Annotated in this window: 21 protein-coding genes; 19 read left to right on the top strand and 2 right to left on the bottom strand. The window is 39.2% G+C overall.

Translation table 11 applies throughout. The features are described from left to right. Positions 1-19: 19 nt before the first annotated feature. The 11 genes from EXE30_RS11255 to pgi all read left to right on the top strand — a co-directional run bounded on the left by EXE30_RS11255 (position 20) and on the right by pgi (position 13,205). Complete coding sequence (locus EXE30_RS11255) at positions 20-1,339, top strand: O-antigen polymerase (RefSeq protein ID WP_130162467.1); 1,320 nt, start codon at positions 20-22, stop codon at positions 1,337-1,339. Positions 1,340-1,410: 71 nt separating this feature from the next. Then, complete coding sequence (locus EXE30_RS11260) at positions 1,411-2,481, top strand: glycosyltransferase (RefSeq protein WP_165382407.1); 1,071 nt, start codon at positions 1,411-1,413, stop codon at positions 2,479-2,481. Between the two features lie 32 nt (positions 2,482-2,513). Further along, positions 2,514-3,629: a glycosyltransferase gene (locus EXE30_RS11265; RefSeq protein ID WP_130162469.1), complete on the top strand. Its 1,116-nt coding sequence runs from the start codon at positions 2,514-2,516 to the stop codon at positions 3,627-3,629. A 15-nt stretch (positions 3,630-3,644) separates the two neighbouring features. Next, positions 3,645-4,868 carry a glycosyltransferase family 4 protein gene (locus EXE30_RS11270; RefSeq protein WP_130162470.1) on the top strand — a complete coding sequence of 408 codons (1,224 nt, stop codon included), beginning with the start codon at positions 3,645-3,647 and terminating at the stop codon, positions 4,866-4,868. After that, positions 4,865-5,479, top strand: coding sequence for a sugar transferase (locus EXE30_RS11275; protein WP_130162471.1), 615 nt, complete (start codon positions 4,865-4,867; stop codon positions 5,477-5,479). Before EXE30_RS11270 ends, EXE30_RS11275 begins: the two co-directional genes overlap by 4 nt. Continuing rightward, positions 5,469-6,128 carry an acetyltransferase gene (locus EXE30_RS11280; protein WP_130162472.1) on the top strand — a complete coding sequence of 220 codons (660 nt, stop codon included), beginning with the start codon at positions 5,469-5,471 and terminating at the stop codon, positions 6,126-6,128. The genes EXE30_RS11275 and EXE30_RS11280 overlap by 11 nt, the downstream gene beginning before the upstream one ends. Positions 6,129-6,159: 31 nt before the next feature. Beyond that, positions 6,160-7,335 (top strand): DegT/DnrJ/EryC1/StrS family aminotransferase, encoded by a 1,176-nt coding sequence (locus EXE30_RS11285; RefSeq protein WP_130162473.1) that lies wholly within the window; start codon positions 6,160-6,162, stop codon positions 7,333-7,335. Positions 7,336-7,486: 151 nt separating this feature from the next. Beyond that, the gene (locus EXE30_RS11290; RefSeq protein ID WP_130162474.1) at positions 7,487-9,361 is read left to right on the top strand and encodes a polysaccharide biosynthesis protein; all 1,875 of its coding nucleotides are present in this window, start codon (positions 7,487-7,489) and stop codon (positions 9,359-9,361) included. A 13-nt stretch (positions 9,362-9,374) separates the two neighbouring features. Further along, the gene (gene galU / locus EXE30_RS11295; protein WP_130162475.1) at positions 9,375-10,253 is read left to right on the top strand and encodes a UTP--glucose-1-phosphate uridylyltransferase GalU; all 879 of its coding nucleotides are present in this window, start codon (positions 9,375-9,377) and stop codon (positions 10,251-10,253) included. 16 nt (positions 10,254-10,269) lie between these two features. Next, positions 10,270-11,529 carry a nucleotide sugar dehydrogenase gene (locus EXE30_RS11300; RefSeq protein WP_130162476.1) on the top strand — a complete coding sequence of 420 codons (1,260 nt, stop codon included), beginning with the start codon at positions 10,270-10,272 and terminating at the stop codon, positions 11,527-11,529. A gap of 2 nt (positions 11,530-11,531) precedes the next feature. Further along, complete coding sequence (pgi, locus tag EXE30_RS11305) at positions 11,532-13,205, top strand: glucose-6-phosphate isomerase (protein WP_407641641.1); 1,674 nt, start codon at positions 11,532-11,534, stop codon at positions 13,203-13,205. Positions 13,206-13,286: 81 nt separating this feature from the next. On the opposite strand, the gene EXE30_RS11310 is transcribed toward pgi, so the two are convergent. Beyond that, positions 13,287-14,657, bottom strand: a complete 1,371-nt coding sequence (locus tag EXE30_RS11310) for a phosphohexomutase domain-containing protein (protein ID WP_130162478.1) — start codon at positions 14,655-14,657, stop codon at positions 13,287-13,289. Positions 14,658-14,774: 117 nt separating this feature from the next. Next, the gene (locus tag EXE30_RS11315) at positions 14,775-15,980 is read right to left on the bottom strand and encodes an amino acid aminotransferase (protein WP_130162479.1); all 1,206 of its coding nucleotides are present in this window, start codon (positions 15,978-15,980) and stop codon (positions 14,775-14,777) included. Between the two features lie 426 nt (positions 15,981-16,406). Here EXE30_RS11315 and EXE30_RS11320 point away from each other — a divergent pair, with 426 nt between their 5' ends. The 8 genes from EXE30_RS11320 (at position 16,407) to EXE30_RS11360 (ending at position 24,346) form a co-directional block, all read left to right on the top strand. Beyond that, on the top strand, positions 16,407-17,117 hold the full coding sequence (locus EXE30_RS11320; protein ID WP_121930457.1) for a GntR family transcriptional regulator: 711 nt from the start codon (positions 16,407-16,409) through the stop codon (positions 17,115-17,117). Then, positions 17,110-17,991 carry a methylisocitrate lyase gene (gene prpB / locus EXE30_RS11325; RefSeq protein ID WP_004667983.1) on the top strand — a complete coding sequence of 294 codons (882 nt, stop codon included), beginning with the start codon at positions 17,110-17,112 and terminating at the stop codon, positions 17,989-17,991. Before EXE30_RS11320 ends, prpB begins: the two co-directional genes overlap by 8 nt. Before the next feature lie 304 nt (positions 17,992-18,295). Then, positions 18,296-19,453, top strand: coding sequence for a bifunctional 2-methylcitrate synthase/citrate synthase (gene prpC / locus EXE30_RS11335; protein ID WP_121930405.1), 1,158 nt, complete (start codon positions 18,296-18,298; stop codon positions 19,451-19,453). Between the two features lies 1 nt (position 19,454). Continuing rightward, positions 19,455-22,064 carry a Fe/S-dependent 2-methylisocitrate dehydratase AcnD gene (acnD, locus tag EXE30_RS11340; RefSeq protein WP_130162480.1) on the top strand — a complete coding sequence of 870 codons (2,610 nt, stop codon included), beginning with the start codon at positions 19,455-19,457 and terminating at the stop codon, positions 22,062-22,064. A 101-nt stretch (positions 22,065-22,165) separates the two neighbouring features. Next, positions 22,166-22,384 (top strand): hypothetical protein, encoded by a 219-nt coding sequence (locus tag EXE30_RS11345; RefSeq protein ID WP_121930403.1) that lies wholly within the window; start codon positions 22,166-22,168, stop codon positions 22,382-22,384. 67 nt (positions 22,385-22,451) lie between these two features. Further along, positions 22,452-23,390: a hypothetical protein gene (locus tag EXE30_RS11350; RefSeq protein ID WP_130162481.1), complete on the top strand. Its 939-nt coding sequence runs from the start codon at positions 22,452-22,454 to the stop codon at positions 23,388-23,390. Positions 23,391-23,502: 112 nt separating this feature from the next. After that, positions 23,503-23,646, top strand: a complete 144-nt coding sequence (locus EXE30_RS11355; protein ID WP_004667998.1) for a zinc ribbon-containing protein — start codon at positions 23,503-23,505, stop codon at positions 23,644-23,646. A gap of 124 nt (positions 23,647-23,770) precedes the next feature. After that, entirely contained in the window at positions 23,771-24,346 is a 576-nt protein-coding gene (locus EXE30_RS11360) for a DUF4126 domain-containing protein (protein WP_130162482.1), read from the top strand. Positions 24,347-24,473 lie beyond the last annotated feature (127 nt).

Raw genomic sequence — 24,473 nt, forward strand, 5'->3', positions numbered from 1 at the left:
TTTAGAAAATGGAGATTAAATGTTTGAAATCTTATTCTTAATTTTATTTATTTTATTTCCTTTTTTGATGGTCTTATTGTATAAAACTTTATTGCAAGAAAGTTTTCTTAAGGTTGGTATTCTAAATCTTCTTATAGTTAGTATTTTTGTTTTTGCATATGCTGGTATAGTATTTTTATTCTTTCATATAGACCCCCTTAGGGTTGCCACAGGCGTGGTTGATAAAGAAACTATATTTTTGGTGTGGTGTTTTTCTTCACTTTCATTGTTTTTTATAATATTGGGTGCTTACTTCTCAAAAAAAACTTTTTCAATATTAGAGGTATCATTTAATCCATCGAATATCCAAGAGAATAGTAAGATTCAAAGATATAAAATATATATATTTATATTGATAGGTGTGGCAACTCTTTTTTTATATATTAGACAAGTACCTGATCTAGCAATACTTAGTATATTTTCTTTTGAGGGGAAAAGTGATATACAAGGGTTGAGAAGTGAAATGGGTAATAACTTCCAAGGTTCTTATTTTTTATATCGTCTTTTTATGAAAGATGTTTTGCAATTTTTAATGTTTTCATTCTATGCTCAGTGGCTAGTTTTTAATAAAAAGAAAGATTTTTATGTTGTTGTTATTTTGTTTGCTATTAATTGCTTTACTGCATTAATGGCAACTGAAAAAGCTCCTATAATATGGTTGATTGTAGGGATGTTTTTAGTTCACCTTATTCTTAGTAAGAATGGTGTAATTCCTGTTAAATCTATACTTAAAATTTTAATACCAGTTTTTTTTATATTAATCGGTATGTATATGTTTTTTATGAAAAGTGCATCTATATCAGATGCATTTAATTCTGTATTATCTAGAACCTTCACAGGTAGTATTACTCCTGCTTATTTCTATTTGGATTTATTCCCAGAACATCATGAGTATCTGTATGGAAAAAGCTTTCCTAATCCTGTAGGCATATTTCCATACGAACCTGTCAGACTTACCGTTTTAGTTATGAATTGGGTAAATCCTCACCTAGAACAGTTGGGAATAGTTGGGTCTATGCCGACCGTCTTTTGGGCTGAGATATATGCTAATTTTGGACCAGTACTTATTGCACCTTTTTCTTTTTTTATTGGTTTTATATTGAATTCTCTGGATGGATTAATTAAGAGATTCAGGAATCTTCCTATGTGTGTTGGGTATTATGTTTGGGTTATTTTATATTTTCGATATTTATCTGCTACAAGTTTCTCAAATTTCATTTTAAATATTGATTTGATTGTTATTACTCTAATCTTTGTTTTTATTTCAACAAAAAACTTTAAGTTAAACTATGTTAAGTAGGATACATTATGAAGGTCCTTAATGTCGTGTTAAATAACTTTACAAATGATAGTAGGGTATTAAAGACCTCTATGTCATTAAAAGAGTCAGGTTATAATGTTACTATAGTTGCATATCATGATGAACAAGTGAAAGAGGAGGAGGTTGTACAAGGCATCTCTGTAAAACGCTTGAAGCTTCTCTCTAAAAAGGTAGGCTCTAATCCAATTGCTATATTGATTAAGTTTTTAGAATTTATTTTTAAGGTTGTTTTTCTATCTAAGAGGATGGGTATAGAAATTGCACATGTTAATGATTTACAAGGTCTTATGGTTGGTGTTTTTTTAAAAATATGTAAACCAAGTATTAGGATTGTATATGACTCACATGAGTGGCAAATTGATCATGTTCCAAATCAGTCGATATGGAAGCAAAAAGTATTATATATAATAGAGAAAATGGCTATTAACTTTGCGAATAAAGTGATAGTTGTCAGTGATTCTATAGCGGATGAATATGTTAAGGTTTATAATATTGATAAGCCATATGTTATATTAAATTGTCCTTATTATACAAAAGTAGAAAAAGATGATATTTATAGGTCTACTTTCAACATTTCTAAAAATATGAAAATTTTTCTTTATCAAGGGGCTCTTAATAAAGGGCGTGGTATTGAATGTCTAATTAGAGTGTTTGAGTCTTTAAGTAATGATTCAGTTTGCATCGTTTTTATGGGTTATGGTGCTCTAGTATCTGAGATTAAAGATGCGGCATTAAGATCGAATAAAATTTATTATCATGATGCGGTGAGACCTGAAATAATATATCAATATACTAGTTCTGCCGATGTGGGAATATGTTTAATAGAAGATTGTTGTTTAAGCTATCGCTACTGTTTACCAAATAAATTATTTGAATATACTATGGCTGGTTTGCCTGTATTAGTTTCAGCTTTACCTGAATTAGAGCGATTTGTTACTAAAAATAAGAATGGCTTAACTGTGGATATTAATGATAGTCATATGATTCTAAATGCTTTGGATGTGCTAAGCCAAAATTCTAATCTTATTGATGAAATGAGTAAGAATGCTGAGAAATTAAGTTCAATTTATCATTGGGATGAGCAAGCTAAAATACTTTTAGACATTTATAATAATCTATAAATTATTTTACTTAGTGGAACTAGGAGTTTTATATGTCATATGAAGTCGTACACCTGACAACAGTTCATCCAAGGAGTGATACACGAATTTTAATTAAAGAGTGTTCCTCATTAGCCCGAAAGTACAAGCTTGCATTAATTGTTGCTGATGGGCTTGGGGGAGAATGTAAGAATGGTATTAATATTTTTGATATAGGGAAATTTAATGGTCGCTTAAATAGAGTCAAGAATGCCTCTAAAGCAATGTATCTTAAAGCTATTGATCTTGATGCTAAGATTTATCATGTTCATGATCCAGAGTTAATACCTGTTGGGCTAAAATTAAAAAAAGCAGGAAAAAAAGTTATTTTTGATGCACATGAAGATCTGCCCAAACAAATTTTGACTAAGCATTATTTAAACCCTTTAGTAAAAAAAATATTGTCGACTTTAATAGAGTTTTATGAAAGAAAACAATGTTGTAAGTTTGATGGGATTGTTGCAGCTACACCCTATATTCGTGATAAATTTAAAAAAATTAATAAAAATGTTGTAGATATTAATAATTTTCCAGTTGTAGATGAATTTTTTTATGATCCTAATTTGTTTAATTCAAATCCTTTGAATTCCGTTTGCTATGTTGGTGCAATAGATATTGCTCGTGGTGTAGGGAATAATATAGAAGCACTACCTACTGATGGTTATATAAGTCTACTATTAGCTGGAAGATTTAGTAATGATAAATTCCATGATAGTTGTCGCAAGCAGTCAGGCTGGGAGAATGTCAAATATTACGGTTTTGCTGATCGAAAATTAGTACAAGAAATTTTTTCAAATTCATTTGCTGGGCTTGTGACTTTATTGCCTATGCCAAGTTATTTAGACTCCTTACCTGTCAAAATGTTTGAATATATGGCATATGGATTACCCGTTATCGCTTCTGATTTCCCATATTGGAGAGAAATTATTGAAAAATATGAATGTGGCATATGTGTTGATCCTTGCGATGTAAATGCTATTAGATCAGCAATAAGTCTTTTATCCAGTGATTTACAGCTTTGTAAAAATTTAGGTAATAATGGTCGTAAGGCGGTATTAGAAATATTTAACTGGGATAAAGAGGAAGAGAAACTTTTTGATTTTTATTTAAAATTACTAAATGAAACTTAATTAGGAAGAAATAAAATGAAAGTTGTTTATCTCCATCAATACTTTAACACACCTAATATGTCTGGTGGTACGAGATCATATGAGATGGCAAAGCGGTTAGTTATTGCTGGACACGAAGTTCATATGGTAACTTCATGGGTGAGAGAAACTGAGGAAAAAGAATGGTTTAATGAGGATGTTGAAGGGATTAAAGTTCATTGGTTTCCAAATCCATATAATAATAAAATGTCTTTTAAGCAGCGTATTCAAGCTTTTTTCCGCTTTGCCTATGCAGCAATGAAAAAAGTATCATCAATTGAAGCTGATGTAATTTTTGCTACTAGTACACCATTAACTATTGCTATTCCTGCTGTATTGGGTGCACGAAAACAGAAAATTCCAATGGTCTTTGAAGTGAGGGATTTATGGCCTGAAGTCCCTATTGCTATGGGTATTCTAAATAAGCCATATCAAATTTTCTTGGCTAAAAAGTTAGAAAAATGGGCATACAAAAATTCTAGCCATGTGGTAACTCTATCTTCAGGAATGAAAGAAGGTGTAGTAAAAACGGGGTTTCCATTAGATAAAATAACGGTTATCCCGAATAGCTCCGATAATGCTTTATTTGATGTAGAAGAGGCTGCTTTTGAGCAATTTAAAAAAGAGAATACATGGTTGCCAAAAGGCAAGGTATTAATCTATACAGGTACCTTTGGAATGGTAAATGATGTCGGAGTTGCTGTTCAATTAGCGAAAGAGTTGAAAAGTCGAAAATCTGATATTTGTATTTTACTGATTGGTGATGGATTAGAATATGACAAAATTTACAGAGATGCTCAAAATTCAGGAGTATTGAATGAGACACTGTTTATTCGTAAACAAGTACCTAAAAATGAAATACCATTTTTTCTTAAATATGCTGCGATAGCATCGAGCTTCGCTATAGACATTCCTGCTATCCAAGCAAACTCAGCGAACAAATTTTTTGATGCTTTAGCGGCATCTAAACCCATTTTAATAAATTATGGTGGATGGCAAAAAGATATTATCGAACATAAGCAGTGTGGGATAGTTGCTTGGAAAATGACTACCGCACAGATTGTGGATGAACTAGAGTCTTTATTAAATGATAAACGTAAATATGATACTTTTTGTAGGAATGCAAAAGTGCTTGCCTTAAATGATTTCTCTCGCGACCGCTTGGCAAAACAATTAGAAATTGTATTAAGAGAAAACTGTAAAGAAAAGGTTGTAAATTGATGAAACGTTTACTAGATATCATCATTGCTTCATCTGCGCTGATTCTACTCTCACCTTTATATTTTTATGTCGCTTATAAAGTAAAAAAGAATTTAGGTTCGCCTGTGTTATTTCGCCAAGTACGCCCAGGTTTACATGGGAAGCCGTTCGAAATGATCAAGTTTCGCACGATGAAGGATGCAGTTGATGCACACGGCAATCCATTACCTGATAATGAGCGTTTGACTCCATTTGGTAAAATGTTACGTTCTAGCAGTTTGGATGAAATGCCTGAGCTGTGGAATGTGATTAAAGGTGATATGAGTATAGTTGGTCCTCGTCCTTTATTGATGGAATATTTACCACTTTATAATAAAGAGCAGGCGAAACGTCATGATGTGCGTCCAGGCATGACAGGGCATGCCCAGGTCAATGGGCGTAATGCGATTAGTTGGGAAGAAAAATTCAAACTGGATACTTGGTATGTTGAAAATCGATCGCTTTGGTTAGATTTTAAAATTATGTTGCAGACGGTTAAAAAAGTCATTGCCAAAGATGATATCAATGAGGCAGGCGAAGCAACGATGACCAAATTTACAGGTTCAACACCGGACAAGCAGAATGAACGCTAATATTTATGCTGTTTATGGAGCTTCGGGGTGTGGACGAAGCTTAATGCCTGTCGCTCGTCAGCAATTACAGCGTTTGGGAGTTCAGGCTGATCTTTATTTTATCGATGATAGCCTAGAAGATTCTCAGACGGTTAATGGCCATATAGCCATAAATTATCAAACTTTTAAAAATTTGGATGCTACTGATAAACATGTACTGATTGCGATTGCGAATAGTCAAATTCGTGAAAAAATTGCAAATCAGCTATCCATTGATGGTATCCAATTATGGACAGTAAAAGCGGATAATAGTGTGATGATGGATAATATTGAAATCGGTGAAGGAGCAGCATTAAGCCCTTTTGTTTCAATTACATCAAATATAAAAATCGGTAAATGCTTTCATGCAAATTTATATAGCTATGTAGAACATGACTGCATCATTGGTGACTATGTCACTTTTGCGCCAGGTGTAAAGTGTAATGGCAATATTCATATTGAAGATCATGCTTATATTGGTACTGGTGCGGTGATTAAACAGGGAACACCTGACAAGCCTTTAGTCATTGGAAAAGGTGCGATTGTTGGCATGGGTGCTGTGGTGACTAAGAGTGTTCCGCCAGGCGTGACTGTCGTAGGAAATCCTGCACGGATTTTAGAGAAAAAATAAACTTTGTAGTGAACGAATTGGGAATATAAATATGTTAAACACAGCATTTGAGCCATGGCCGAGTTTTACTCAACAAGAAGCCGATGCCGTATCGAGAGTATTACTTTCAAACAAAGTAAACTATTGGACAGGGCAAGAATGCCGTGAGTTTGAGAAAGAGTTTGCAGCATTTTCAGGAACACGATTTGCTGTTGCCTTGGCAAATGGAACGGTGGCATTAGATGTTGCGCTCAAAGCTTTAGGCATCGGCGCTGGTGATGATGTGATCGTAACTTCACGAACTTTCCTTGCCTCAGCGAGTTCAATCGTGACAGCCGGTGCAAACCCGATTTTTGCTGATGTTGAATTAGACTCTCAAAATATTTCTAGACGGACCATCGAAGCGGTTTTGACACCGAAGACCAAAGCGATTATTTGTGTGCACTTGGCAGGTTGGATGTGTGATATGGATCCGATTATGCAGCTTGCTGAAGAAAAAGGTTTATACGTCATTGAAGATTGTGCTCAAGCACATGGCGCACAATATAATGGTAAACCCGCTGGATCAATTGGTCATATTTCAGCTTGGTCATTTTGCCAAGATAAAATTATGACTACCGGGGGCGAAGGTGGTATGGTCACCACCAATGATGAGAGTCTTTGGAAGAAAATGTGGTCTTATAAGGATCATGGCAAAAGCTTTGACAGTATTTATAATAAACAGCACCCGCCAGGTTTCCGTTGGTTACATGATTCATTTGGAACCAACTGGCGTATGATGGAAATGCAAGCCGTGATTGGTCGAATTCAATTAACACGAATGCCTGAATGGACTAAAAATAGAACCCAACATGCAGAGAAAATATTCAAGGCATTTGAAAACTCTCCGTACTTCACAGTACATCGTCCAGCAGATAACTATGTACACGCGCACTATAAATGTTATGTACAGATAAATTTGGATAGGCTGCCTGAAGGGTGGTCGCGTGATCGAGTGATGCAAGAAATCAATGCTCTACAAGTGCCGTGCTTCAGCGGTTCATGTTCTGAGGTTTATTTGGAACATGCTTTTGATAGTACCCCTTGGCGACCTGCTGAACGTTTGAAAAATGCAAAGCAATTGGGTGAAACTAGTTTAATGTTCTTAGTTCACCCTAATTTGAGTGAAGAAAGCCTTACAAAAACTATAGATGCTATTCAAAAAGTACAAGCAGCTATAGCTAGTTAAAATCAGTAACTAATCAATAGAAAATAGCAGGATATGAGACGTATATCCTGCTATTTTAAGTATTGCGTATTTGATGTGTAAAAGTTATTTCTAGTTACATCAGAAGTGCGTATAAAGATCAAACTGAATGTGGGATGATTAGAAGATCACTGTGAAAAAGATTATTCATCAATTTGCCTCAGCGCCAAGGCTATATAAACAGTTTTTCCTTGTTTTTTTGGATATTTTAGCTTTTCCTGTCATTTTGTGGCTGTGTTATGTCATTCGTTTATTTGATTTGAAAGCAGATGTTGTTTCAGGCCTTGATCATGGGGCTGTTTTCATTAGCTTGATTGCGATTTGCTGCCTTGCCCTTACAGGGGTATATCGTTTTATTGTCCGAACCTTTAATGAAGTCTTTATCGTCAAATTAGCACTGGCTGTTTTTCTGACTATGCTGGCTTTATATGTACTGACATATATCACCAAAGCATATATTCCGATGTCTATTCCGTTTATGTTCGGTTTTATGATGTTTACGTGGGTTTGGACGAGTCGGGCGTTTATTCGTTTTGTGGTCAAAGTTTCATTTTATTCAGAGCTGGGGCGTAAACGGATTGCAATCTATGGTGCTGGTGATGCGGGACAGCAAATTGCAGCGGCATTACATCGTTCAGATGATCATCTGCCGATCTTTTTTATTGATGATTATGCTTCGTTACAAGGGCAAATCGTTGGCGGTTTAAAAGTCTACTCTGTTGAAAAAGCATTACAATGTTTTGAAAAAGAACATATTGATGAAATTTTACTTGCACTGCCTTCGGTTGGACGAGTACGAAAAACTGAAATTATTCAACAATTTGAATCTTCCGGTTTAAAGATCACTGAATTACCAGGTTTGACTCAGTTAGTCGATGGGGAAATCAGAGTTTCCGACATTCAAGAAGTCGATATTATTGATTTACTCGGACGTGATCCTATTCCTCCAATTGCACATCTTTTGGTTAAAAATATTCAAGCCAAAGTAGTGATGGTCACGGGTGCAGGTGGTTCGATTGGTTCAGAGTTGTGTCGTCAAATTATTAAAAATCAACCGAAACTATTGGTTTTGTATGAGTTAACCGAATTTGCTTTATACAGTATTGATAAAGAATTACGTTTAACTGCAAACTGTGAGATTGTATCGATTTTGGGTACAGTACAAGATCAACAAAAATTAGAACGAATTATTGAACAGTACCAAGTGCAAACGGTCTATCACGCTGCTGCTTATAAACATGTGCCTTTGGTTGAATGCAATCCAATTGCAGGTTTAAAAAATAATGCGATTGGTACTGCAAATAGTTTAAATGCAGCCGTAGAAAAAGGCGTTGAAACATTTGTTTTGATTTCAACTGATAAAGCAGTTCGACCGACCAATGTCATGGGGGCATCTAAGCGTATGGCAGAGTTATATTGCCAAGCGGTTGCTGAAACTAATCCCTCTACTCAAATTAGTATTGTTCGTTTTGGTAATGTTTTAGGTTCTTCAGGTTCAGTTGTACCCTTGTTTAAACAGCAAATTGCAGTCGGTGGTCCGATTACTGTGACTCATCCCGATGTAACGCGTTATTTTATGACCATTCCTGAAGCTTCGCAGCTGGTTATTCAAGCTGGAGCATTAGGTGCAGGTGGGGATGTGTTCTTGTTGGACATGGGTGAACCTGTTCGAATTCAAGATTTGGCACGTCAAATGATCAAATTGAGTGGCCTAAAAGTTCGTGAGCTTGGTTCTACTGAGGGTGATATTGAAATTGCTTATAGCGGTTTACGCCCAGGTGAAAAGCTCTATGAAGAACTATTGATTGATCAGGATAATACTGAATATACGCAACATACTCGGATTTTACGTTCATTTGAAAAGCATTATCCATTACAAGAAATACAAGCGATTTTTGCTAAAATTAATCAAATGACCGCAGTCGATCATGATGTGGATTGGGCTTTAACACAGCTTGAGCATTATGTAGACGGTTATAAGCGTAGTGGTGACGTTCGAGTTAACTAAATTGAGAAATAATATGATCAAAAAAGCAATCTTACCTGTAGCGGGTTTAGGTACACGGTTTTTACCAGCGAGTAAGTCAATTCCAAAAGAAATGGTCACTGTGGTCGATCGTCCAGCGATTGAATATGTGGTTCGAGAGGCGGTCGAGGCAGGTATTGAACAAATTATTTTAGTGACACACTCCTCCAAAGCTTCGATTGAAAATTATTTTGATCGTAACTTTGAACTTGAAACCACGCTAGAACAAAAAAAGAAATTCGATTTACTCAAAGAAATTACGGATATTTTGCCTAAGCATGTCAGTGTGATTAGTGTGCGCCAGCCTCAACCTTTAGGGTTGGGTCATGCAGTATTATGTGCTAAAGATATTGTGGGTGATGAAGCTTTTGCTGTGTTATTACCCGATGTTTTAGTTAAAAATAATCAGTATACAGAAAATGATCTGTCTTTGATGATTCAGCGGTTTCAACAATCTCAAGCGTCCCAGATTATGGTTGAAGCTGTGCCTGATCATTTAGTTGATCAATATGGTATTGTGGATGTTGCCGTTTCGCCGAATGAAGGTGAAAGTGTCATCATGCAAGGGATTGTTGAAAAGCCAGCAGTGGGCAGCGCACCCTCGAATTTGTCGGTGGTGGGGCGTTATATTTTGCCAGCGCAAATCATGGCATTGTTAGAAACAACACCTCGTGGGGCTGGAAATGAAATTCAATTGACTGATGCGATTGCGGCATTACAGCAGTCACAGACAGTCGAAGCTTATCGTATGAAAGGTCAAACTTTTGACTGCGGAAGCAAGATCGGATATCTCAAAGCGGTATTGCACTATGGTATTGAACATCCAAAGTTGGGTGCTGATTTTAAGGGCTTAATTCAAGAATTGGCCCTCTAATTTAGGGTTAATGGTTATGAAAGTCGCAATCTTTGGTAATACTTTATATGCTGGAGTGATGTCCGCGTTATTGTCGGAATCAGGGCACTCCGTATATTGGTGTTCGCATCTCCATGTTGCAACGGATGATCTGCAATATTCATTTCATGATGAAAATGTCAGTCATTTATTGGAGAAACAACGACAAAGCGGTTTTCTAAAGTATAGTGAGTTTGAACAGATACCTTTAGATATTGATGCCTATCTTTTTAGTTTTAATCAGACCCAAGAACCGCAAGTTTATCAATTATTAAATGCGCTCAAACAACGTCCGATTATTCATCCCAAATTAATGATCAATGCTTCAACCTTTGGTTTGCATGGCACAGAAAGATTCCAACAGATATTGTCAGATGATGACTGGGTCTATTTACCTGATACCGTTCAGGAAGGAAATGCTTTACAGAGCTTAACAGAGGCAAAACAACTAATCGTTGGATGTATTCAGGTGGATGTGCAAGCCAAAGTGAAAGAGCTGTTAAGACCCTTTTTTCCTTTAGCACAGCATTATTTATTTATGCCGGTTTTAGATGCGGAATTTACTAAGCTGAGTATTTCTGGCATGTTGGCGACACGGATTAGTTATATCAATGATCTTGCGGTTGTGGCAGAAAAGTTAGGCATTGATATTGCTTCAGTCCGTCAGGGAATGGCTGCGGATAATCGGATTGGCACGGCTTATTTAGCGCCTGGTGCTGGTTTTGGTGGTGAAAACTTTTCACATGATATTTTGACGCTTTCAAATACTGTGGCCAATACGGGTGTCAAAAGCCAGTTGCTTGCTCAAGTTTGGGAAATCAATGAACAGCAGAAAGAAATTCTCTTTCGTAAGTTCTGGAATTATTATCGGGGTGACTTACAAGGCAAAACAGTTGCCATTTGGGGCGCTTCTTTTAAAGAGAATACCTCGAGTATTCAACAGTCCCCGATTCATCAAATGTTGGCTGCACTCTGGGCGCAGGGGGTTACTGTTCAATTACATGATCCACAAGCCTTAGAAGAAATTAGTACGATGTATGGTCAGCGTGATGATCTTATCTTATGTGATGATCAATATGACGCTGTTCAAGCTGCGCATGGTTTATGTGTCTTGACGGCGTGGAAACAATATTGGAGTCCTGACTTTAAGCAATTGGCACAGTGCATGGCACATCCTTTAATTTTAGATGGGCGTAATATTTATGACCCACAATATGTCAAAGCACAAGGCTTTGCATATATGGGTGTGGGGCGTTAATTATGATGAATGATATGCATCCATTTCCAGTTAAAAACCAAAAAGTCGTATTGCAACAGTTATCTGATTTGAAAGAGCAGTTTAAAGAAACGCATCTCAATCAATTGTTTGCAGCGGATACTTCACGTTTCACCAAGTTTTCCGTTGAATACGATCAAATTGTTTTAGATTTTAGTAAACACCGAATTGATCAGCACATTTTAGCGGGATTAGTGGATTTAGCGGAGAGTAAAGATTTAAGTCAGTGGATTAAAAAGTTATTTTCATCAGAGCAAATTAATTTTACTGAGCATCGTGCTGCGATGCATTGGGCCTTGCGGTTACCGAAAAACAGTCCAGATTTTCCTAACCTCAACCAGCAGGTCCAAGCTCAACTTGAGAAAATGTATGCTTTAGTGGAAAAGATTCATGCTGGACAATATCGCGGTGCAACGGGTGAGGTTATTCAGGATGTGGTGAATATTGGGGTCGGTGGATCAGATTTAGGTCCATTGATGGTGACGCATGCACTGTCAGACTTTAAGGTCAGCACGGCTAAATCCTTGGATGTTCATTTTGTCTCGACCATGGATGGTAGTCAGCTTTCTGCATTACTCCATCAACTTCGCCCAGAGACAACCTTATTTATTATTTCATCAAAATCTTTTGGTACGATTGATACGCTTTCGAATGCCGAAACGGTACGCCAATGGTTAGAAAAAGCCTTGGGTACAGATGCCAAAATCTTGAAAAACCATTTTATTGGGGTTTCAACCAAAGCAGAAAAAATGACGGAATGGGGAATCGCCCCTGATAAGCAGTTGTTATTGTGGGATTGGGTGGGTGGTCGTTATTCACTGTGGTCATGTATCGGTTTACCGATCGCTTTAATGATTGGCGTATCAGGATTTAAGCAACTTCTAGCGGGTGCTTATGCGATTGACCAACATTTTCAAACTGCACCGTTTGCTCAGAATATTCCCGTATTGATGGGGTTGTTGGGTATTTGGAATAATAATTTTCTTGATATTCAGACCCATGCTGTTTTGCCTTATGATGGGCGGCTTAAGTATTTTGCCTCCTATCTACAACAATTAGAAATGGAGTCCAACGGTAAATCGACTCAGCGTAATGGTGAAAAGGTAGAGACGGCAACCTGTCCAATTGTATGGGGGGAAGTCGGACCAAATGCGCAGCATGCGTTCTATCAGTTGTTACATCAAGGCACACATTCGGTCAGCTGTGATTTTATTGCCCCTGTTAAACGCTACAATGCCAATCAGTTTACCTATGTGGAAAGTGCAGATGCATTGGTTGAGCAGCATCATCTTGCCTTATCAAACTGTTTAGCCCAATCTCGTTTATTGGCATTCGGTAATCAGGCGCTTGCCGCAGACGAACTCAAAGATTTACCTACTTATAAGCAATACGAAGGCAATCAGCCAAGTTCAACCATTTTACTAAAAGAGTTGAATCCGTATAGTTTAGGTATGTTGATTGCACTGTATGAGCATAAAGTTTTTGTGCAGTCGGTGTTATGGAATATCAATCCCTTTGATCAATGGGGTGTGGAAAAAGGCAAAGAGATTGCCAATCAACTTTTACCGATTTTAAACCGTGAACAAGAGGATTTATCTGCATTTGATGCATCGACTCAAGGCTTGCTTAAAATCTTGCTAGGTCGGTTGGAATATTAGTTTTTTGCTTTTGATATTTCTGTACTTGATTGTTGTTGTGATCGACGCCTCTTTTTTAATAAAAAGAGGCGTTTAACTTATTTAACCCTGAATCAATGCCGTTAACTCATCTACATAAACCTGCATCGGTTGAGGATTTTTGTCGGCACGGCTTTCAATATTTAAGCGCAACAATGGCTCTGTATTTGAGGCGCGTACATTTAAACGCCAAGCACCAAAATCAAGACTTACCCCATCAGTACGGTCGATCTGTGGGTTTTGATCGGCATAATGATCAAAGATCTTTTGTACTGTTGTTTGAGTATCAGCCACTTTAAAGTTGATTTCACCGCTACATGGAAATTTTTCAATCATATTTTCAACGAGAGTCGAAAGTGATTGATCTGTCTCAGAGAGTAGGGCAATTGTTAGTAGCCAAGGGATCATCCCGCTATCGCAATAAGCAAAATCACGGAAATAATGATGTGCACTCATTTCGCCACCGTAAACGGCATTGTGTTCACGCATCACATCTTTAATAAAGGCATGACCAGATTTTGACTGTACCGCAATCCCTTGATATTTCTCTACAATATCAAAGGTGTTCCAAACAAGACGTGGATCATGCACGATCTTCTCACCTGATTGTTTAATCAGGAACGCTTGAGCCAATAAGCCAACAATATAATAGCCTTCTATGAACTGACCTTTTTCATCAAATAGGAAGCAACGGTCAAAGTCACCATCCCATGCAATCCCCATATCGGCTTGATGTTTAAGTACTGCATCACGAGTGCTGTCACGATTCTCGATCAGGATTGGGTTAGGAATGCCATTTGGGAATGTGCCATCTGCTTCATGATGAATCTTAATAAATTCCACTGGAATATTGAGCTGTTGGAACTTCTGTTCGATCGCATCAATCACATGACCAGCTGCACCGTTACCAGCATTTACCACCAATTTAAGCGGTTTAATTTTTTGTGGGTCAATATAGGTCAGTAGGTGCTCGATGAACTCAGGCAGAATATTATAGTTTTCTGTCGTACCTTTTTGTGCGACTTCAACGAACTGACCTGATTCAGCCAATGCTTGAATCTCTTTTAAGCCAGTATCCGCACTGATTGGACGGGCATTTTCACGGACCAATTTCATGCCGTTGTAATCCATTGGATTATGGCTGGCAGTGATTTCAATACCGCCCTGAACATCGAGGTGGAATGCACCGAAATAGACTTCTTCCGTCCCTGTCATCCCTAAATCAAGGACATTTACACCTGCATCATTGAGTCCACGAATGGTGGCTTGTTTTAAGCCTTCACTGCTTAAACGGATATCACAACCGATCACAACGCTGTTCGGTTGATAGATTTGTCCATAAGCGCGACCAATCTTATAGGCAATTTCTTCATTGAGTTCTGTACCAAGTTTGCCGCGAATATCGTAGGCTTTAAAGCAAGTGAGTTGTGTCATTGAGGGTTACGCTGTTATTAGTCATTGCTAAGCAGTATACAAAGACAGCGGGAAATAAAAAATGGCTGCTTCAATTGAAACAGCCATTGTTAAGTAAAGATGTGTAGATGTTACAGGTTAAGCAGATTTCGCTAAAACTTCAGCAACCGCTTTCGCAACTTTATAGACATTATTCATGTTTAAACCAGCAACGCAGATACGACCACTACGAACGAGGTAGATTGCGTATTCTTCACGTAAGGTGTCTACTTGTTCAGCCGTTAAGCCTGTGTAACTGAACATACCTTTTTGATTCACCAAATAGCTAAAGTCACGTTCTGGCAATGCTTTGTTCAGCTCATCTCTTAAGATGCTACGCATTTTAAGGATACGCTCACGCATTTCTTTGACTTCATCTTGCCACTGTTGGTTCAGTTCAGCGTCATTTAACACTTGATCCACTAGCCATGCACCTGTTGTTGGTGGGCTAGAGTAGATACGACGAACCGTTGCTTTCAACTGACCGAATGTGCATTTTGCTGCTTCTGCATCGTCACAAACGAAAGTCAAACCACCAACACGCTCACCGTAAAGCGAGAAGATTTTAGAGAAAGAGTTACTGACGATGAAGTTCAAACCAGCTTGGTCTAAAGCACGAATCGCATAAGCATCTTGCTCCATACCATCGCCAAAACCTTGGTAGGCGATGTCTAGGAATGGAATCAAATTGCTTTGTTTTAATACCGCAATCACTTGATCCCATTGTGCTGGATTCAAATCCGCACCTGTTGGGTTATGGCAGCAAGGATGTAACAACACAATGCTTTGTTCTGGCAATGTTTTTAGCGTAGACAACATGCCATCAAAATCGACACCACGCGTTTCAGCATCGAAGTATGGATAGAAATTACTTTTGATTCCTGCACCATTGAAGATGGCAACATGGTTATCCCAAGTTGGTTGGCTGACCCAAACTTCTGAATTTGGGAAATATGTTTTTAGAAAGTCAGCACCGACTTTCAATGCACCTGAACCACCCAATGTTTGAATCGTCGCAACACGACCTTGTTGAATTGCTGGGCTATTTGCGCCAAACAATAAGGCTTGAATCGCTTCACGGTAAGGTTTGAAACCTTCCATTGGAAGATAAAGCTTGGTTTGCGTATTCTTCGGTGCAATCCGTTTTTGCGCTTCGATAATGGTATCAAGCTGAGGAACGATGCTGTCTTCGTTATAGTACAAACCAATACTGAGGTTCACCTTTTCAGCGCGTGGATCAGCATTGAACTGTTCCATTAATGAAAGAATTGGATCGCCTGCATAAGGTGGGATATGTTGAAACATTAACAATGTCCTTTTATTCAACAAGGGGCATGGAGGTGTTTTTGAATGCCCAATAATGTACCAATAAAGTGCAGATGAAGCACTCTATTATTTGCATTTCTAGTGCAGTATTTACTTACAAAATCAGTCAAAGACCAACAGATTATCAGGATTGTCGACAATCAAGCTGTCATACCATCGTCGTAGAATAAAAAAGATAAAGTCAGCTTTGTAACAAGGATCAAAACAACATTGAGTTGATCGTGTTCTATAAGTTTTTGTTTTATTTGTTATTAATATGACTCTTGATTTGGTTGCTGATTTGTTTAGGCAGGGGCTGCCACTGGTGAGATTGTCCGAGACTTGATTTTTATTGTCGACAATCCTATTGCATTTTTGCTTATATTTCGTTATAAAATCATCAAAATGATAGAGATTGTTGACAATATGCAAGATACCCTTGTTCCACAAGCCATCAGCACAAGTCAGGGAAGAACACTGACGGAACACGTATTTAAGCAAATTCAGTCTGCGATTGTTTTGGGGCAGATTCCTGCGGGAAGTAAAATTTCTGAACCGGAATTGGCACGTGTGTACGGGATTAGTCGTGGGCCTTTGCGTGAAGCGATTCATCGTCTAGAAGGGCAGAAGCTGGTAGAGCGTACTGCACATATTGGCGCACGTGTTGTTTCTCTCTCGCTGCAACAGTTCCAAGAGCTGTATCAGATTCGTGCTTCTTTAGAAGGGTTGGCTTGCAAACTCGCTGCGCAACATATTGATAAAAAACAAATCTTGGCATTACGCGATGTATTACGGTTGCATGCTGAGGATGAAAATTTTAAAGCAGGTAAAGGCTATTATTTACAAGAAGGGCAGGATGATTTCCATTACTGCATTATCAAAAGTAGTGGCAATAAGACCCTCGAAAAAATGTTGTGTGATGAGCTATATCACCTCATTCGCATGTATCGAATCCAGTTTTCAAATACCACTGATCGACCAAGTAAGGCTTTGGACGAACATATCCGCATTTTAGATGCGATTGCTGAAGGTGACGGTGAACTCGCCGAAATGCTGATGCACCGTCACATCAATGCATCCTACAAAATTGTTGAGCAAACATTGCTGCAAACTCAAGGAGAATATCAACATGGCTAAACAGTCTGCTGGTCAGCTATTCCGCGACGCGGTCGCACAAGAAAAACCATTACAAGTGGTGGGTGCAATTAATGCAAACCATGCTTTATTGGCAAAACGTGCAGGTTATAAAGCCATTTATTTATCAGGTGGCGGTGTCGCGGCAGGTTCGTTGGGCTTACCTGATTTAGGCATTAGCAACCTTGATGACGTATTGACAGATGTGCGTCGTATCACTGATGTTTGTGACTTACCATTATTGGTAGATGTGGATACGGGTTTCGGCGCATCTGCATTTAATATTGCTCGTACCACCAAGTCGATGATTAAGTTCGGTGCAGCAGCGATGCATATCGAAGATCAAGTGGGTGCTAAACGTTGTGGTCACCGCCCAAATAAAGCAATCGTGACACAACAAGAAATGGTTGACCGCATTAAAGCAGCGGTTGATGCACGTACTGATGACAGTTTTGTGATCATGGCACGTACGGATGCTTTGGCGGTTGAAGGCTTACAAGCAGCGATTGATCGTGCAGGTGCATATATTGAAGCAGGTGCGGATATGTTATTCCCTGAAGCAATCACTGAATTGGCCATGTATAAGCAGTTTGCTGATTTGACCAAAGTGCCTGTATTGGCGAACATTACTGAATTTGGTTCTACACCATTATTCACCACCGAAGAATTGGCTTCTGCCGATGTCAGTATTGCTTTATATCCACTTTCTGCATTCCGTGCGATGAATAAAGCAGCAGAAAATGTCTATGAGACTTTACGCAAAGAAGGTACACAAAAGAATGTGGTAGACACCATGCAAACTCGTCAGGAATTGTATGAGCGTATTAACTACCATGCGTTTGAACAATATCTAGATGGAACTTTTGAAAAGAAATAAGTCATTTCGCCCCCTCCTAACGTCCCCCAGAGGGAGAGGGATTTCACGAATTGAAGACTTTCTAGCGGAGATAAAAGAGTATTTTTATTAGTTCCATGAAAGTCTCAATAATCGTGAAGGCGGCATGGATGCCGCCACGTTGGGCTGCGGTAACAAGGACGTACCGTCAGACCAACAAAGGATTTTTGCTTACTTTTGATCCATCAAAAGTAAGTCCAGCCGAAGGCTTATCCACAAATAAGATGAGAGTTCGGTATGACACCGCTTGAAATTCACCCTAAAGATATAAAAAAAGGACAATCTTATGAGCAGTAATGAAACGCCAACAGGCTTCAAACCAAAAAAATCAGTTGCACTCAGTGGTCAAGTTGCTGGTAACACGGCATTGTGTACTGTAGGGCGCAGCGGCAATGACTTACACTATCGTGGCTATGACATTCTTGACCTCGCAGTGGGCAGCCAATTTGAAGAAGTGGCACACTTGCTGGTCCATGGCAAACTGCCAAACAAAGCTGAACTGAAAGCCTATAAAGCAAAATTAAAAGCATTACGTGGCTTACCTGCTGCACTTAAAACTGCGCTTGAGCAACTTCCACCTTCGGCACACCCGATGGACGTGATGCGTACTGGCGTTTCAGTTCTGGGTTGTTTAACGCCTGAACACGAAGATCACAACGAAGCGGGTGCAAAAGACATTGCTGATAAATTGATGGCAAGTCTAGGCTCAATGTTGTTGTATTGGTATCACTTCAGCAACAACGGTCGCCGTATCGAAGTTGAAACTGATGATGACTCGATCGCTGCACATTTCCTGCATCTACTTCATGGCGAAAAACCATCAGAGCAATGGATTGAAGCGATGCATACCTCTTTGATTCTGTACGCAGAGCATGAGTTCAATGCATCAACATTTACCTCCCGTGTGGTGGCAGGTACAGGTTCAGACATGTACTCAGCGATTACAGGCGGTATTGGTGCGCTACGTGGACCAAAACACGGTGGTGCCAATGAAGTTGCGTTCGTGATTCAACAGCGTTATGACAATGCCGATGAAGCAGAAGCAGATATTCGTAGTCGTGTTGAAAAGAAAGAAGTGATCATCGGTTTTGGTCACCCTGTATATACCATTTCTGATCCACGTAACGAAGTGATCAAGAAAGTGGCTTATGATCTTGCTGAAGCGCAAGAAAATAACAAAATGTATTTGATCGCTGAACGTCTAGAAGCGGTGATGAAAGAAGTGAAGAACATGTTCCCGAACCTTGATTGGTTCAGTGCAGTGAGCTATCACTTGATGGGTGTTCCTACCGCTATGTTTACGCCATTGTTCGTGATTGCACGTACCGCAGGTTGGTCAGCGCATGTGATTGAGCAACGTCAAGACGGCAAGATCATTCGCCCAAGCGCGAACTATACAGGTCCTGAAAATCTAGAATTCAAACCTTTGGCGGAGCGCGGCTAATATGAATAACACACAATATCGTAAACCGCTGGCAGGTACCCAGCTCGAATACTATGACGTGCGTCAAGCCGTTGAAGATATTCAGCCAGGCGCATACGCAACTTTGCCGTATACCTCGAAAGTATTGGCAGAGCAATTGGTACGTCGTTGCGACCCAGCATTGCTCAACGATGCCTTAACTCAGTTAATCGAACGCCGTCAGGACATGGATTTTCCTTGGTATCCTGCACGTGTAGTTTGTCATGACATCTTAGGTCAAACCGCTTTGGTTGATCTCGCAGGTTTGCGTGATGCCATTGCGGAGCAAGGTGGCGATCCAGCGAAAGTCAATCCAGTGGTTCCAACACAATTGATTGTGGATCACTCACTTGCAGTTGAGTTTGGTGGTTTTGATCCTGATGCGTTTGAAAAAAACCGTGCCATTGAAGACCGTCGTAACGAAGACCGTTTCCACTTTATTGAGTGGACCAAAACAGCGTTTAAAAATGTCGACGTGATCCCTGCAGGTAACGGCATCATGCACCAAATCAACTTGGAGAAAATGTCTCCAGTGATTCAGGCGCGTGATGGAATCGCATTCCCAGATACCTGTGTCGGTACTGACTCACATACTCCACATACCGATGCGTTAGGTGTGATTTCGATTGGTGTCGGCGGTTTAGAAGCTGAAAATGTCATGTTGGGTCGTGCATCGTGGATGCGTCTACCTGACATTATTGGGGTTGAGTTTGTCGGTCAACGTCAAGCAGGCATCACTGCAACTGATATCGTTTTGGCGCTCACAGAGTTCTTGCGTAAAGAACGTGTGGTCGGTGCTTACCTTGAGTTCTTCGGTGAAGGCGCAGACACCATGTCGATTGGTGATCGTGCGACCATTTCCAATATGACCCCAGAATATGGTGCAACTGCGGCGATGTTCTACATCGACCAAAACACCATTGATTATTTAACCTTGACAGGTCGTGAAGCAGACCAAGTCAAACTGGTTGAGCAATACGCTAAAGAAATTGGACTTTGGGCTTCGGATATGACCCAAGCACAATATCCACGTGTACTTCGTTTTGATCTTTCAAGCGTAACGCGCAACATCGCTGGTCCATCAAACCCGCATGCGCGTGTTTCTACGGCTGATTTGAAAGCCAAAGGCATTGCTGGTGTGGTTGAGAACCGTACTGATGGTTTGATGCCTGACGGTGCGATCATCATTGCCGCAATCACTTCGTGTACCAATACTTCAAACCCACGTAATACCGTGGCGGCAGGTCTATTGGCACGTAAAGCCAATGAACTTGGTTTAACACGTAAGCCATGGGTGAAGTCATCATTTGCACCGGGTTCAAAAGCTGCTGCGCTATATCTTGAAGAAGCGGGCGTACTGAAAGACCTAGAGAAACTTGGTTTTGGTATCGTGGCTTATGCATGTACTACGTGTAACGGCATGTCAGGTGCATTAGATCCAGTCCTTCAACAAGAAATTATTGATCGTGACTTGTACGCGACTGCGGTACTTTCAGGTAACCGTAACTTTGATGGGCGTATTCATCCATATGCAAAACAAGCATTCTTGGCATCGCCTCCATTGGTTGTTGCTTATGCGATTGCAGGAACGATTCGTTTTGACATCGAAACCGATTCACTTGGAAACGATAAAGATGGTAATCCAATTTACCTGAAAGACATCTGGCCATCGGATGCTGAAATTGATGCCTTAGTGAAAGAATCGGTCAAGCCTGAACAGTTCCGTAAAATCTACATTCCAATGTTTGATTTGGGTGTCAATGAACAAGCGGCAAGCCCATTGTATGATTGGCGTCCAATGAGTACTTATATTCGCCGTCCGCCGTATTGGGAAGGGGCATTGGCTGCGCCACGCACTTTATCCAATATGCGTCCACTTGCGATCTTGGGTGACAACATCACCACCGATCATTTGTCTCCATCGAATGCGATTGTCCTCGACAGTGCTTCTGGTGAGTATTTGGCGAAAATGGGTGTACCTGAGGAAGACTTTAACTCATACGCAACCCATCGTGGCGACCATCTCACCACGCAACGTGCGACATTTGCTAACCCGAAATTGTTTAATGAAATGGTCGTTCGTTCAGACGGCACCATTAAGCAAGGTTCAAAAGCGCGTGTCGAGCCTGAAGGGGAAGTGATGCGGATGTGGGAAGCGATTGAAACTTACATGAATCGTAAGCAACCGTTGATCATCGTTGCGGGTGCGGACTATGGTCAGGGTTCTAGTCGTGACTGGGCTGCCAAAGGTGTACGTCTCGCGGGTGTTGAAGCGATCGTGGCTGAAGGTTTTGAGCGTATTCACCGCACGAACTTAGTGGGTATGGGTGTTTTACCGCTTGAGTTTAAACCAGGTGTTAACCGTAAGACTTTAAAGTTAGATGGTACTGAGCTTTATAGTGTGATTGGTAATATCTCACCACGTTCTGACTTAACTTTAGTGATTGAACGCTCGACGGCGGATGGTCGAAATGAAATCGTTGAAGTGCCTGTAACTTGCCGTTTAGATACAGAAGAAGAAGTTTCTGTGTATGAAGCAGGCGGTGTATTACAGCGTTTTGCGCAAGACTTTTTAGAAGGTCAAGTGGCTTGATTAAATATTAAAAAATAGCTTGATTTTTGTACAATAAAGCCATACTTTAAATATGGCTTTATTTTTAGGCCTTTATTTTTAAATGATAAATGGGGACGTTAATGGATAAATATATTATTAATAAAAATGCTCAACCTAATGGAGATCATGAAGTACACAATGTCACAAGGGGGTGTAATTATCTACCAAATTTAGAAAATCAAATAGCTTTAGGTAATTTTTCTACTTGCCAGCAAGCTGTAGCTCAAGCTAAATCTAATTGGCCAAATAATAGAATTAATGGTTGTTATTGGTGTGCAACAGCATGTCATACATCATAACGTTGAGTTGATATTGTTGTGAAAAGATCCTACTTTAGAGTAGGGTCATTTATTTTTAGAGGCTTTAATGAGGTTTAAAGATAGAAATTTGAGAAGTATTGCTGAATGTATTATTGGAGATCAGAAATATTTTCCTTACAGAAGCAGCAGTTATATTACAGAGTTTTTTGATGAATGTGATTTATCTTATGTACATGATGGTACTACCAGATGGTGGTGGACATCAGAAAGATTAAAAGAATTATTAGAAGAGCCATGTCTTAATGATTCTTTACCAGATAGATTTATTCATGTTCTTAGAATATTAATGCATAAATCTGATGCTACCGAAGATGATCCTGAACGTATAAATGCTTTAATTGAATTAAATAAGCCTCTAAGTAGAGAAGGGTATGAGGCTTTTTATGGTACAGATAATAATTTATATATTAAAAATTTACATAATAATCAGAGTGTAAAGCCTATTGAAAATCCACATCGAATATTTTCTGAAGTTGAAATTAAAAAAAGAGAGCAGTTAACAAGTTATTTAGAAATGTGCTCTGAGGATCAACTTATAGAAAATGTATTATTGCCATTATTTCGAATTTTAGGCTTTCAGCGAATTACTGTGGCTGGGCACAGAGACAAAGCACTCGAATATGGCAAAGATATTTGGATGAAGCTTATGCTACCAACTCAGCATATAATTTATTTTGGTATACAGGTGAAGAAGGGAAAACTAGATTCTTCTGGTATGACAAAAACAGGTAATCACAATATTGCTGAGATATATAACCAAACAACAATGATGTTAGGACATGAAATTTTTGATCCAGAAACGAATAAAAGAGTTTTAGTTGACCATGCTTATATTATCGCTGGTGGTGAAATAACTAAAGCTGCACGAAATTGGTTGGGGGGTAAATTAGATGCAAATAGAAGAAGTCAAATAATTTTTATGGATAGAGAAGATATTTTAAATTTATTTACGGTTAACTCGATTGATGTTCCTGAAATAGTTTAGGTAATTGTTATTTTACTTTTCCGCCACAAACACTTGTCAAAAAGGTCAATAAATAATCAATACTATCAAGTTATAGTATATGTACCATTTCTAAAATCTATGGAGAACAAAGATGGTGACTGCTGGCGAAAGACCCGGAACTGGTTTCTATTTTTGTGTCCAATGCGGACATCGCGCTTATTTAGAAATTGGTACTGATCGTTTACCTCCGTGTACCAAATGCCTTGGCAATCAATTTAACAGTAAGATTGCTTAAGCCGCAAACACCAAACAGTTATCCACTGTTTGAATAAAAGCCCTGTCACTTGATGGGGCTTTTTGTTACCTTAAAAATATGAAACAACAAGACCGATCATCGGCATCAAACAAGGAAAACCAATATGGAAACAATATTAGCTTTATGTATTGGCGTAGGCTTAAGTGCAGCCTGTGGTTTTCGAGTATTTGTTCCTTTATTGGTCATGAGTATAGCCACTCTAATGGGATGGTATGAACCCGCTAAAGGTTTTGAATGGTTGGCGATGCCCACCGTTTGCGCGGCGCTCGGTTTTGCGACGATCTGTGAAGTCGCGGCATACTATGTGCCATGGGTCGATAATTTATTGGATACCGTCGCAACGCCTGCGGCAGTGATTGCTGGAACGCTGACCACGATGGCCGTAATTAGTGGAGAAATGTCTCAGTTTGCAACTTGGGCAGCCGCGATTATCGTTGGTGGTGGAACTGCAGGTGCAGTTCAGTTAAATACCGTCGCTTTGCGTGGAATATCTACAGCCACTACAGGTGGTTTAGGAAATTTTATGATTGCGACTGGGGAATTGATTGGCTCAATTTTATTGTCAGTTTTGGCTTTTGTGATACCTGTGGCGATTACGGTATTGGTGATTGTTTTTGTAGTGGTGGCTGTACGTTGGGTGCGAGCAAACAAGCGAAAAAATATAAGCCCTTCATTGTAAGTTTATATATGGTGCGATGAATCTAGAGTTTATGGTCATTGCTGGAGTATTAGATAAATAAGCCGAAAATGTATCGAGCAGTGCCACAGTTTTTTTAAGATTTAATGCTAATCTTTTGAGAATAAAA

Source organism: Acinetobacter halotolerans, from assembly GCF_004208515.1.
Lineage (GTDB): Bacteria > Pseudomonadota > Gammaproteobacteria > Pseudomonadales > Moraxellaceae > Acinetobacter > Acinetobacter halotolerans.